Consider the following 11,287-nt stretch of genomic DNA (forward strand, 5'->3'; position numbering starts at 1 on the left):
AGAATGGCACGCAAATATTTCGGCACCGATGGTGTCCGCGGCCTGGTCGGCGAAGCGCCGATCACGCCAGACTTCGTGATGCGCCTCGGCTATGCCGCAGGCAAGGTGCTGGCCAAGACGGCCACGCCCGGCATGGCGCGCCCGACCGTATTGATCGGCAAGGACACGCGCATCTCCGGCTATATGCTGGAAGCAGCGCTGGAGGCAGGCTTCGCTGCCGCCGGCGTGGACGTGATGCTGGCCGGCCCAATGCCGACGCCCGCTATCGCTTACCTGACGCGCGCGTTGCGCCTGTCGGCCGGTGTGGTGATCTCCGCCTCGCACAATCCTTTCCAGGACAATGGCATCAAGTTTTTCTCTGCCCAAGGCACCAAGCTGCCGGACGCGGTGGAGCTGGACATTGAAGCCCTGATCGACCAGCCGATGGGCTGCGTGCATTCCGAGAAGCTGGGCCGCGCCAAGCGCCTGGAAGACGCGCAGGGCCGCTACATCGAATTCTGCAAGAGCACCTTCCCCAACGAGCAAGACCTGCGCGGCCTGAAGATCGTGGTCGATTGCGCCCACGGTGCTGCCTACAACATCGCGCCGCACGTGTTCCATGAACTGGGCGCGGAAGTGGTCGCGATCGGCAATAAGCCGGACGGCTTCAACATCAACGCAGGCCACGGTGCGACCGCGCCGAAGGCCATGGCGGCAGCTGTCCTGCAGCACAACGCCGACCTGGGCATCGCGCTCGATGGCGACGCAGACCGTCTGATCATGTGCGACGCCAACGGCCGTCTGTACAACGGCGATGAGCTGCTGTACGTGATGGTGATGGATCGCGTGGCACGCGGCGACGTGCAGGGCGCGGTCGGCACGCTGATGACCAATATGGCGCTGGAAGTGGCCTTCAAAGAAAAGGGCATCGGCTTTGCGCGCGCCAAGGTGGGCGACCGCTACGTGCTGGAAGTGATGCAGGAGAAGGGCTGGATTCTCGGCGGCGAAGGCAGCGGCCACTTGCTGGCGCTGGACAAACACACCACCGGCGATGGCATCATCTCCGCGCTGCAGGTGCTGTGCGCGCTGAAGCGCTCGGGCAAGAAGCTGTCGGAAATTGCAGGCGAACTGCAGCTGTTCCCGCAGACCCTGATCAATGTGCGCGTGCCGGCAGGCTTTGACTGGCAGAAGAATTCAGCCATGGTCGCGGAAAAAGAAAAGGTCGAAAAAGAACTGGGCGATGCGGGCCGCGTGCTGATTCGCGCTTCAGGTACTGAGCCGCTGATTCGCGTGATGGTTGAAGCGCGCGATGCCGCCAAAGCGGAAAGCATGGCACGCCGCATTGCCGATAAGGTCGATACTCAGCTTGCGGCGTAAGCTAAGTTGCTGTCCTGACATTGACGGCAACTGCTCCCAAGGGGTATTATGACGTTATCGGAGTGTAGCGCAGCCCGGTAGCGCACCTGCTTTGGGAGCAGGGGGTCCAAGGTTCGAATCCTTGTACTCCGACCATATCACCTGGCGGGTTGTCTCTTGACAACCCGTTCGTCGTTTACGAGAATCCCCACCGCACTGCCCATAGCTCAGTTGGATAGAGCATCGGCCTTCTAAGCCGAGGGTCGCAGGTTCGATTCCTGCTGGGCAGGCCATGTTTGTGGGTCACAGCTCATCCATCACCGCTTGCATTTCGCGCCGCACCAGCAACAGGAAGGTGTTTGCGTCGTTCAGATCGAAAGCTTCGCGCATCGGCACCAGCAGCTTCTTCGCACCAAACTTCCTGGCAAAATCGGGACGGCGCTGAATGTTCTTCCTCAGATCTTCCATCAGTGCCTCAGCGGCCTGGCATACGCCCAGTGCGTCCTTGCGCACGATCTTGTTGCGGCGTAAGGACTCGAACATATCGAGCAGCCGCCGCCGCGACTGTTCGTTATTAAACTGGCTGTCTCTGGCGCGCTCGATCTCTGCGTCGTAGCGATTGCGCTTCTGCAGGGCGCTCTCCAGTTCCAGACGAAGTTGCCGCTCCGCGCCGCGCTGGAACAGGCGCGCGAAGAAGCTTCCGTTTTGCATGTCGGTGAGTTCGGCGTTGAGCGCCGCGATCTCTGCGATCGCTGTCTCGCGGCCCGACAGCAAGGCGCTGTGCTTCTCCTGAAAGGTAAGCTCGGCCAGGTCGGCGAGGTCCAGCGCTTCGTCATGCCGCTCTGGATGGGCAAGCGCGACGGATTCGGCCCGTCGCCGGATATTTTCCACCGCACTGAGAATATCCATTGTCGGGCCACATTATTCCGTGAGATGCGTTGAGATTAGCATATCAGAATGCTAACCAGTCAAACATCCCGCGTTTCAGGCCGCCCGGAAGATCAGTTCGCGTACTTGCTGCAGGCGCGGATACACCACAGGCACAGTCAGCATGGTGCTGCCGACTGCCATCAGCAGCAGTGCGGTAAAGGTCTCGTTCGTGATGATGCCTTTGTCCAGCAGGATGTTGACGAAGATGATCATGATCAGCGCCTTGGTCTGCAACAGCCAGCCGATAATCGACGCCTCGCCTGGCGCCCATTTCAGAATGCGGCCTGCGATCTGCACGCCGATCAGTTTGCCGGACACCGACGCGACCAATAGCACCGCGGCAGCGATGAACACGGCGGAACCGCCGACGCCCCAGTTGGTACGTAATCCGGTGCTGAGGAAGAAGACCGGCATGAAGGCGAGCAGCACGTGATGGCGCATCATGTCCATCTGCTTTTGATCGAACCAGTGCGCGTCCATCACTGCGCCGGCGAGGAAGGCGCCGACCATGAAATGCAGGCCGGCCCAATCGGCCGCAAAACCGCAAATCGCCAGCCACACCATTGCCACATACCAGCGATCCCGTTCGGGAATGCGCACCATCAGTTTGCGGTAACCCCAGGCGGCAACCGCGAAGAGGAACAGGAAGCCCAATTGGCGGCCCACTCGCGTCCAGTCCAGAAGAATCAGTGCCAGCACACCCCAGATCGCGACATCGTCCACGCTGGCATAGCGCAGGATGCGCTGGCCGATAGGCTGGCGCAGGATATCCAGATTTTCCATCAGGAGAATCAGGATGGGGAGGGCGGTGACGGCGCACGCCATACCTACGCCGACCACGAATTGCCACTCGTGACCGTTGGGTCCGATCCAGCCGCTGTACATCAGCATGCCCACCGCGGCGACGCATCCGAACACCAGCGGCGTGCCCAGCGCCATCCCTGCCGTGATCAGGCTTTCGCGCCGGTGCTCCCAGGCTTTGGCCAGATCCAGTTCAATCCCCGCAATCATCACGAAGATCATGACGGCCCACCATGCAATGCTGTTCAGCGACTGAATGACGGCAGGGTTGAACACAAACTGGTAGTAGTCGGGATAAGCGGCGCCCAGCACGCCGGGACCAAGCAGGATGCCTGCAATGATCTGCACCACCACCAGCGGCGCATAGTAGTTGGTATTCCCCAGGCGCCAGATGACGTAGGGTATGAGAAAGATGATCACCATCGCCAGGAGGAAGATCTCGGTAGTACCCATTGCGGTATGCATTCTGCTCCTCTTTCTAATTGTTTGGTAACGTTTCCAAATGCTGCAAAAAAATGCGGCAAAAAAATGCTGCCGGTACTTACTGAATCTTCACGCCTGTCGGGCGAATTCGGTTGATGTCGGGGAGGGTGGCGCGGTCGTTGTGCAGCATGATGCTGAAGGCTGAGTTGCCTTGCTGTCCGCTGCGGCTGGCGGAGGCCAGGCTGTCGAAGTGGCCGAAGCCGGCACGCGAGGCGGGCGTTTCCTCTTGCTTGCCATGCGCCGGCACGGGCGCGTGCAGACGCACGGACAGCATCGCAATCGCCTCGTGCAGTTCTGCGATTTCCGCGTCCTTCCGGCGCAGCGCTTCCTCGAAAGAGGCTGTGATGGCGCGCATGCGCTTCTCGGCGTCGCTGTGGAGCTTGTCCGCGATCTGCCCGATCAGCGTCTGCAGCGAATGCTCCGTTTCCTGGCGGCTGGCGCGGGCCTCAGCGCTCTCAAGCTCCATCTCCTTGAGGTATCTGTGGATGGTCGACTTGGAACCAGTGTTGCCCAACGCGGCACGCACCGCGTCCGCAGAGGGGTAACGGCCTTCGGCGATCAGCTGATCGCGTGCCTCTTGAACCCTGGATTTGGAAATCCCTGTTCTTGCCATGTCTCCGGCCTTGTCGTTATGTAATTATGTAATGGTTGAGAAGGTTAGCACATATTAAACAAAATCAAAGGCATTTTTTTTGAACAAATAGTTTGCTAGGTGGCGAAGTGTTCTGCTATAGTTCGCCACATGGGAAACTATTCTGCATCACTAAACGACATGTTCCACGCGCTGTCCGATCCGACCCGGCGATCCGTCATCGCCAGGCTTGGCAGCGGAGATGCAACGATCACGGAGCTGGCGGAACCATTCGGCCTGGGGCTGCCGACCTTCCTCAAGCACATCAAGGTGCTCGAAAGCAGCGGCCTCATAGCATCGGAAAAAGTAGGGCGGGTGAGAACCTGCAAACTTCAGCGCGACAACTTGACCGCGGCACAAAAGTGGTTCGACGAGCAGCGCGCACTTTGGGAAAACCGATACGAGAATCTCGATAACCTGTTGTCCACTCTGAAAGGCGAAGAAGATGAAAGCTGAACTGCAATTTGATTTTATTGTCGACGAAGCGAAGAGCACCATCACCGTCAAGCGCGAGTTTGCTGCCAAGCGCAAGCTGGTCTGGGACTGCTATACCAAGAGCGAGCTGCTCGACCGCTGGTTCGCACCGAAGCCGCTGACCACCAAGACCAGCTTCATGGATTTCAACGAGGGCGGGCACTGGCTCTACGCGATGGTCGAGCCCAATGGCACGGAATACTGGGGCCGCATGGACTACCAATCCATTCAACCGATCGATCACTACACTTCGCTCGATGGCTTCTGCGACAGCACCGGCGCGCTGAATCCGGATTTGCCGCGCTCCAAATGGAACGTCACCTTCACGGACCGCGCCGCACATACCGTTGTCGAGACGGTGGTTCACTACTCCTCGCCTGAAGCGCTGCAGCAAGTCATCAATATGGGCATGAAGGAAGGCCTGACCTCGACGCTGGAACGCCTGGACGAACTGCTCGCGGTTCTCCACTGACGAGGTGCAGCCAACGCGCGCGGCGGGGACCCGCGCGCGGAATTGTCGCCGCAATCCCGGCAATCGTAAGTGGCGAGCCCTGAACGGCGATTCTTGTATGATGAATTTAGCTCCTATACAAGACCGTTCCCCGACCCATGGTGATGTCAATCGACTCATCGCGCCTGGTGGACCTCATACCCTGCGCGGCGCTGTTGTACTCTGGCGAGGAAACGATCCTTGCCGCGAACAGCATGTTCTGCGATTTGCTCGGCTATTCCGAGGCCGAGCTGGCGCAACGGCGCGTTGCCGACCTGATTACCAGCCAGGATCGTCCGCGCGACGGCGCCGCGCGCGCTCAATTTATCGCAAGAAGCGGTGACGTGATCCGGTGCGAAGTGACGCGCAAGCGCATCGACGAAGCTGGCCAGCCCCTGGCGCTGGTCCGCCCTGAGCCGGAGAGGGTACGTGGCGACGATGAGCTGATTCTGCATGCCATCAACGAAGGTTTCGTGCTGCTCGATCGCGAATTCCGCATCCTGCAAATCAACGACGAAGCGCTGCGCATCGATGGGCGTCCCCGCTCGGAAATGCTGGGACGGACGCACTGGGAAGTCTGGCCGGGCTCCGAACAGCTGCCGCTGGCGGACGCCTACCGCAAGGCGATGCGTGAACGGGTGCAGATCGATGCCGAACAGGTCTACAGCCATAACGGGCAGGATATGTGGATCGAAGCGCGCGCCTTCCCGGTGGCCGATGGCCTGGCCGTGTTCTACCGGGACATCACGGAGCGCAAGCAGGCGGAGCGTGCGCTGCGGGAAAGCGAGGCCACCTTCCGCACCATGGCCGACGCCATGCCGCAAATCGTCTGGTCCACGCGCGCCGACGGTTTTCACGATTACTTCAACCGCCAATGGTATGACTTCACCGGCGTGCCGGAAAATTCGGCCACGGGCGATGCCTGGGTAGGCTTATTCCATCCCGATGACGTGCAGCCCATGCAGGAGCGCTGGCAGCATAGCCTGGCGACGGGGGAACCTTACGAAACGGAGTTTCGCCTGCGGCATCGCTCGGGCGAGTACCGCTGGCGCCTTGCGCGTGCGCTGCCGGTGCGGAACGACCAAGGCGAGATCGTGCGCTGGATGGGCACGTCCACCGATATCCACGAAAGCATCGTGATGCGCGCCGCGCTGCGCAATACCCAGGAGCGCCTGGAAGCTGCGCTGACGGCTGCCGATATCGGCACCTGGACCTGGGACATTCAGGCGGACCGCGTCCATGCGGACCGCTATCTGGCAGCGATGTTCGGCATCGCGCCGGATGCTGCGGACAGCGCGCCAATCTCCGCTTATTTCAATGCCGTGCATCCGGAAGATGCCGCCGCCGTCATCGCCGGCATCGACAAATCGCTGGCATCCGGCCAGCCTTACTATGAGCGCTACCGCGTGCGCGACAGGGAAGGGCGCATGCACTACCTGCATGGCCGCGGCACTGTATTTACCGACGCGCAGGGCAAGCCGCAGCATATGTCGGGTGCCGTGGTTGACGTCACGCGCCAGCAGCTGGCGGAGGAAGCGCGCCTGATCAGCGAGTCGAAATTCCGCGCCATTGTGGAATCTGCGGTCATCGGCATCATTCAATACCGTTTCGATGGCTCGCTGATCGAGGCCAATGACGCCTTCCTGCACATGCTTGGTTATTCGCGTGAGCGTTTCGAGCGCGAAGGGCTGTCCTGGCGTTCGCTCACGCCGCCGGAATGGACGGAAGTGTCGGACCGCGCCTGGGCCAGTCTGCAGGAAACCGGCCGGATGGGGCCAATCGAAAAAGAGTATTTCCGCAGTGATGGCAGCCGTGTTCCTGTCTATGTTGGTGCGGCCAACTTCGCGGGGACGCGCAACGAAGGCATCGCCTATATCCTCGATATCAGTGAAGTGAAGAAGTCTGAAGCGGAGCTCAAGTCCAGCGAACTGACTTTCCGCACGCTGGCAGACAATATTCCGCAGCTGGCGTGGATGGCCGATGGCGACGGCTATATCTACTGGTACAACAACCGCTGGTTCGACTATACCGGCACCACGCTGGAAGAGATGCAGGGCTGGGGCTGGGCCAAGGTGCACCATCCCGATCATGTCGCGCGGGTCGTCGCGCTGTATCGCAAGAAGATCGTCGAGGATCAAACGGTGTGGGAAGATACCTTCCCCTTGCGCGGCGCGGATGGAGAGTACCGCTGGTTCCTGTCGCGCGCCTTGCCGATCCGCGACCAGTACGGAAAGGTGATCCGCTGGCTGGGCACCAATACCGACGTGACTTTGCAGCGCGAGGCGGAAGAGGCGCTGCAGCAAACCAATCAGCGCAAGGACGACTTCCTGGCCATGCTGGCGCACGAGCTACGCAATCCGCTGGCGCCGATCAGTGCGGCGGCGCAATTGCTCAAGATGGCGGCGCACAATCCGGAGTACATCCGGCGCTCCAGCGAAATCATCGACCGGCAGGTCAAGCACATGTCCAGTCTGGTGAACGATCTGATGGACGTTTCGCGTGTCACGCGCGGGCTGGTCTCGATCGACAAGGAAGAAGTAAGCGTTAGCGCCGTCGTGAGCAACGCGGTCGAGCAATCGCGCCCGCTGATCGACGGCCGCAAGCACGAGCTGGTAGTGGACATGAGCGAAGACGGCGGCATCGTACTGGGCGACGACTCGCGGCTGGTGCAGGTAGTGGTCAATTTGCTGAACAACTCGGCCAAGTACACGCCGCAGGGCGGTCGTATCGTGCTGAAGGTCGTGGTGCATGACGGCCAGGTCGAAATCAGCGTCAGCGACAACGGCATCGGCATGGACGCCAACCTGCTGCCGCATGTTTTTGAGTTGTTCACGCAGGCCGAGCGCACGCCCGACCGCAGCGAGGGCGGGCTTGGTCTGGGCCTGGCGCTGGTGAAGAGCGTAGTCTCCCTGCACAATGGCCATATCATTGCCACCAGCGAGGGACGCGGCAAGGGAAGTACCTTCACCGTCACGCTGCCCTTGCTACGCCAGGACAATCCATCAAGCGCGCGGCCGCTGCATATTCTCATGGTCGGCCGGGCAGATGAGAGCGACGCGGCGCTGCCTGCGGCGTTGCGGGCCGAGGGCCATATGGTGGCGCTGTGTCCCGATGAAGCGAGCGCCCTGGCACGAGCCGAGGAGCTGCATCCGGACGCAGTGTTGATCCGCACCGACCTGCCGGAGGTCGAAGGCTACGCCCTGGCGCGCCAGCTACGAGCCCTGCACCCGGATGAACATGCCACCTATATCGCACTGAATGACTCCGGCCAGTCGCACGACAAGGTGATCGCCCGCGACGCGGGCTTCGACCACCAGTTGGAGCGGCCGGTGGCTCTGGCTTCCCTGAAAAGAGTGCTGCCGGCGGCCTCTCAGTAGCCGACTAGTTTTTCTATTCCGCTCGGCGAAATCATCTCGTTTGTTTGCAGGCTTCCCGGTGTCCATACTGGGTTCATCGCCAACCCATCCTTGAAGGAGTTTGAAATGAAACTGCAAAACAAAATCGCGCTAATTACCGGCGGCACCTCGGGCATCGGCCTGGAGGCTGCGAAACTGTTCCGCGCTGAAGGCGCGCAAGTGATTGTGACCGGCACCAATCCGGAACGTCTCGCATCCACGGCAAAGGCCTTGGGTGGCCATGCGATGGTGCTGTCTGTTGACCTGCGCAAGCCCGCTGAGATCGAAGCAGCCGTGGAGCAGATCCGCGCCAGATTCGGCCGCATCGATATCGTGTACGCCAATGCCGGTGCAGCCACCGCCGCGCCGCTGGAAGCCATCACACCGGAGCAAATCGATGAGCAGTTTTCGCTGAATTTCTCGGGCTTGTTCTTTACGATCCAGAAGGCGGCGCCGATTGTGCCAAAGGGCGGCAGCATTGTGGTGACCACGTCCTTCCTGAATGCGGTGGGTACGCCGGGGCTGTCGATTCTGTCGGCGAGCAAGGCGGCGGTGCGTTCTCTGGTGCGCTCGATTGGCGCTGAACTGGCGCCGCGCGGCATCCGCGTGAACGCCGTCAGCCCCGGGCCGACTGCTACGCCATTCCACGGCAAACTGGGGCTGTCCGAGTCTCAGTTGTCCGAAACAGCGGATGCCATCCAGTCGCAAATTCCACTGAAACGCTTCGGCGAAGCGGGCGAAATCGCGAAAGCCGCGCTGTTCCTGGCGAGCGATGATTCCTCCTTTACCACCGGCGCGGAGCTGGTGGTGGATGGCGGCCTGTCGCAGTTCTGAGGGAGCTGCTAAGATCGATTCATGCGAGCACCGAATCATCTGAATGCACTTCGCGCCTTCGAAGCGGTCGCACGGCATCTGAGCTATGCGGCCGCGGCGGAGGAGCTGAACGTCACGCCGGCAGCGGTGGGCCATCTCATACGCGGCCTGGAGGATACGCTCGACGTGGAGCTGTTCCATCGTTCCACGTCCGGTCCTTCGCGGCTGGTGCTGACGGATGCGGCACGCGCGGTGCTGCCTTCACTGCAATCCGGCTTCGATCTGCTGTCGGAAGTGGTGGAAGAACTGAAAGCCAGCAAATCGCGTATTCCCTTTACCGTGACGGTGCCAGGCGCCTTCGCCGATAAATGGCTGCTGTGCAGGGTCGAGCGCTTCCAGCGGAAGCACCCTTATTACGACCTGCGCATCGACACCAGCAACCGCGTGGTCGACCTGACGGCGGACCGCGTGGATGTCGGCATCCGTTATGGGGCAGGGGCGTGGCCGGGCCTGGTGTCGACGTTGCTGATGCGTGATGAATTTTTCCCGGTCTGCAGCCCGGCGCTGCTGGAAGGCGAACACCCGCTCAGGCAGCCCGCCGATCTGCAGCACCACCTGCTGATACACGACGTCTCGATGCTGGCGTTTCCGTCTTTTCCAACCTGGCGCTCCTGGCTGCAAAAAGCCGGCTGCCGCAGTGAGGTCGATTGCAGCCGCGGCATACAGATCAACGACTCCGCCGCCGCGCTGCAGACGGTCATTTCGGGCAATGGCGTGGCGCTTGGCCGCAGCAGCCTGGTGGAGCGTGATCTGGCGGAGGGCCGCCTGGTGCGGCCGTTTGAAGAATCGAAGAGCTGCGAACTCGCTTACTACCTGGTGCATCGTAAGGAAAGCGAGAACGCAGCTCCGGTGGTCGCGTTTAAGGAGTGGCTGATTTCCGAAGCGACGGCTTACTGACCGCGCTGGCCATAGCTCACCGCGTAAGCCGGGAAGCGCATCGCCAGCACAGGATCGGCCGAAGGCTCGATACCGGCGGGCAGGGCGACCGGGTTGTAAAGAATCTTCTTCTGTTCGGCCACCTGGTCCGTCACCATCTTGTTCAGCGTGATGGTGCCCAGTTCAACCACCTTGTTGGCGGCGGGCCAGACGGCAGTCGGATCATTGACATTGTCGTCCTCGTTGGCAATCTGCGCCATCAGCTTGAATTTCACCGGGCCTTTGGCGACGCGCGCCGGCAGTTCTTCCATCAGATAGTTCGGCTCGGGCTTCGCACCTTCCGGCAGCGCATGTTCGCCGGCGACCGGCAGGATCTGGTAGCGGATATAGCTGCTCTTGCCTTTCGCGTTGGTGAACTTGAAGGCATTCACGCCATAGAAGGCCAGGGTACCGAAGCTTTCTGGCGCGGGACGCGGCGTGGTCACGAACTTCAGCGCAGCCGGGTGCGATCCCAGGAATTGTTCGACGGGCGTCGGCTTGGCGGCGTCCGGGCCGCTGTTGCCGATGGCGGTCAGCAGCGCGAGGAAGTCTTCAGGCGTGGCGACGGGGAAGGCGTTGGCGGAGATCGAGACGATGTCCGTGGTCACGCCACCGGCCAGCTGGAAGCGAATCGCCATGCCATGCGGGCTGGCATTGCCGTCGGCGTCGGGCAAGGTAGGCACCCCGGTGGCGTTGGAGAAGCGCACGGTGACCGGCACGGGCTTCATGAAGTGGGGCGCCTTGCTCCAGGCTTTGGCCTGTGCCGATGGGGCGAAGGTGCCGGTGACCATCACGCCCTTGGCATGATTGGCGCGGAAGCCGTTATGCGGACCGCCGGATAGTTTGTTTAATGCATCAACTAGTGCTGCAGGCAAAGGTTTTTGCTCTTCCTGAGCAATCGCACTCGACAGGCCGAACATCAGGGCAAGCACTGCGGCAGAGCGTACAGCAGAATTCATG

Annotated in this window: 10 protein-coding genes and 2 tRNA genes; 8 read left to right on the forward strand and 4 right to left on the reverse strand. The window is 61.2% G+C overall.

The features are described 5' to 3' along the window. Positions 1-3 precede the first annotated feature (3 nt). The 3 genes from glmM (at position 4) to AB4Z19_RS27170 (ending at position 1,628) form a co-directional block, all read left to right on the forward strand. A complete protein-coding gene (gene glmM, locus AB4Z19_RS27160) occupies positions 4-1,356 on the forward strand; it encodes a phosphoglucosamine mutase (protein WP_442036692.1) in 1,353 nt (450 codons plus the stop codon). 58 nt (positions 1,357-1,414) lie between these two features. Beyond that, a tRNA-Pro gene (locus AB4Z19_RS27165) sits at positions 1,415-1,491 on the forward strand. A 60-nt stretch (positions 1,492-1,551) separates the two neighbouring features. Continuing rightward, positions 1,552-1,628 (forward strand) — tRNA-Arg (locus tag AB4Z19_RS27170). Positions 1,629-1,638: 10 nt separating this feature from the next. Here AB4Z19_RS27170 and AB4Z19_RS27175 read toward each other — a convergent pair. From AB4Z19_RS27175 to AB4Z19_RS27185, 3 genes are all read right to left on the reverse strand, one after another. Next, a complete protein-coding gene (locus AB4Z19_RS27175; RefSeq protein WP_442027817.1) occupies positions 1,639-2,244 on the reverse strand; it encodes a hypothetical protein in 606 nt (201 codons plus the stop codon). A 75-nt stretch (positions 2,245-2,319) separates the two neighbouring features. Beyond that, positions 2,320-3,531 (reverse strand): cation:proton antiporter, encoded by a 1,212-nt coding sequence (locus AB4Z19_RS27180; RefSeq protein ID WP_442036694.1) that lies wholly within the window; start codon positions 3,529-3,531, stop codon positions 2,320-2,322. Positions 3,532-3,607: 76 nt separating this feature from the next. Next, positions 3,608-4,162 carry a DNA-binding protein gene (locus tag AB4Z19_RS27185; protein ID WP_442028861.1) on the reverse strand — a complete coding sequence of 185 codons (555 nt, stop codon included), beginning with the start codon at positions 4,160-4,162 and terminating at the stop codon, positions 3,608-3,610. 159 nt (positions 4,163-4,321) lie between these two features. Between AB4Z19_RS27185 and AB4Z19_RS27190 the strand changes: the two genes are divergently transcribed. From AB4Z19_RS27190 to gcvA, 5 genes are all read left to right on the forward strand, one after another. After that, positions 4,322-4,636: an ArsR/SmtB family transcription factor gene (locus AB4Z19_RS27190; RefSeq protein WP_442028862.1), complete on the forward strand. Its 315-nt coding sequence runs from the start codon at positions 4,322-4,324 to the stop codon at positions 4,634-4,636. Continuing rightward, a complete protein-coding gene (locus AB4Z19_RS27195) occupies positions 4,626-5,126 on the forward strand; it encodes an SRPBCC family protein (RefSeq protein WP_442028863.1) in 501 nt (166 codons plus the stop codon). Before AB4Z19_RS27190 ends, AB4Z19_RS27195 begins: the two co-directional genes overlap by 11 nt. Before the next feature lie 143 nt (positions 5,127-5,269). After that, on the forward strand, positions 5,270-8,521 hold the full coding sequence (locus tag AB4Z19_RS27200) for a PAS domain S-box protein (RefSeq protein WP_442036696.1): 3,252 nt from the start codon (positions 5,270-5,272) through the stop codon (positions 8,519-8,521). Positions 8,522-8,626: 105 nt separating this feature from the next. Continuing rightward, a complete protein-coding gene (locus AB4Z19_RS27205) occupies positions 8,627-9,373 on the forward strand; it encodes an SDR family oxidoreductase (protein WP_442024185.1) in 747 nt (248 codons plus the stop codon). Between the two features lie 21 nt (positions 9,374-9,394). Then, positions 9,395-10,309 carry a transcriptional regulator GcvA gene (gene gcvA, locus AB4Z19_RS27210; RefSeq protein ID WP_442024187.1) on the forward strand — a complete coding sequence of 305 codons (915 nt, stop codon included), beginning with the start codon at positions 9,395-9,397 and terminating at the stop codon, positions 10,307-10,309. Here the strand turns inward: gcvA and AB4Z19_RS27215 are convergent. Beyond that, a complete protein-coding gene (locus AB4Z19_RS27215) occupies positions 10,303-11,286 on the reverse strand; it encodes a catalase family peroxidase (protein WP_442024189.1) in 984 nt (327 codons plus the stop codon). The genes gcvA and AB4Z19_RS27215 overlap by 7 nt on opposite strands. Between the last annotated feature and the right edge of the window lies 1 nt (position 11,287).

This window comes from Pseudoduganella sp. RAF19 (genome assembly GCF_052114165.1).
In the GTDB taxonomy this organism is placed as follows: Bacteria; Pseudomonadota; Gammaproteobacteria; order Burkholderiales; family Burkholderiaceae_D; genus Rugamonas.

Excerpts from the sequence above, each read along its gene's own strand:
- glmM (WP_442036692.1), top strand. The coding sequence starts at position 4 with ATGGCACGCAAATATTTCGGCACCGATGGTGTCCGCGGCCTGGTCGGC.
- AB4Z19_RS27175 (WP_442027817.1), bottom strand. The coding sequence starts at position 2,244 with ATGGATATTCTCAGTGCGGTGGAAAATATCCGGCGACGGGCCGAATCC.
- AB4Z19_RS27180 (WP_442036694.1), bottom strand. The coding sequence starts at position 3,531 with ATGCATACCGCAATGGGTACTACCGAGATCTTCCTCCTGGCGATGGTG.
- AB4Z19_RS27185 (WP_442028861.1), bottom strand. The coding sequence starts at position 4,162 with ATGGCAAGAACAGGGATTTCCAAATCCAGGGTTCAAGAGGCACGCGAT.
- AB4Z19_RS27190 (WP_442028862.1), top strand. The coding sequence starts at position 4,322 with ATGTTCCACGCGCTGTCCGATCCGACCCGGCGATCCGTCATCGCCAGG.
- AB4Z19_RS27195 (WP_442028863.1), top strand. The coding sequence starts at position 4,626 with ATGAAAGCTGAACTGCAATTTGATTTTATTGTCGACGAAGCGAAGAGC.
- AB4Z19_RS27200 (WP_442036696.1), top strand. The coding sequence starts at position 5,270 with ATGTCAATCGACTCATCGCGCCTGGTGGACCTCATACCCTGCGCGGCG.
- AB4Z19_RS27205 (WP_442024185.1), top strand. The coding sequence starts at position 8,627 with ATGAAACTGCAAAACAAAATCGCGCTAATTACCGGCGGCACCTCGGGC.
- gcvA (WP_442024187.1), top strand. The coding sequence starts at position 9,395 with ATGCGAGCACCGAATCATCTGAATGCACTTCGCGCCTTCGAAGCGGTC.
- AB4Z19_RS27215 (WP_442024189.1), bottom strand. The coding sequence starts at position 11,286 with ATGAATTCTGCTGTACGCTCTGCCGCAGTGCTTGCCCTGATGTTCGGC.